This window comes from Roseivirga spongicola, from assembly GCF_001592965.1.
Classification (GTDB): domain Bacteria; phylum Bacteroidota; class Bacteroidia; order Cytophagales; family Cyclobacteriaceae; genus Roseivirga; species Roseivirga spongicola.
In genome coordinates, this window is the sequence record NZ_LRPC01000019.1 from 1 (window position 1) to 339 (window position 339).

Sequence of the window (339 nt, forward strand, 5' to 3'; positions counted from 1 at the left end):
TACACCAGAAAGTGTAACCGTATTGTCACCCACATTAGAACAATCAAAAGTCAGTTTATCCAAAGAAAGAGTTAACGAGCAGTTGTCGTAAGAACTATTGTCAATGTCTTGCACTGAGATAGAAGCATTACCGTTTGCATCGAGTGCAACAGTGTAGTCTTGGGCAATAACCGTAGGAGCGGTAGTATCAGTAATAGATACGTTGAAGGTTTTGGTAGTAGCATTACCGTTGATGTCAGTAACGGTAAGAGTCACATCATTGTCGCCTAAGTCATCACAATTGAAAGAGGTTTTACTCAGTACTTTAGAAGCGATTGTACAGTTGTCAGAGCTAGAAAC

At 40.1% G+C, this 339-nt stretch carries 1 pseudogene; it reads right to left on the reverse strand.

Going from position 1 to position 339, the window contains the following annotated elements:
* Positions 1–339, reverse strand: a pseudogene (locus tag AWW68_RS10980) (HYR domain-containing protein); the annotation flags it as partial.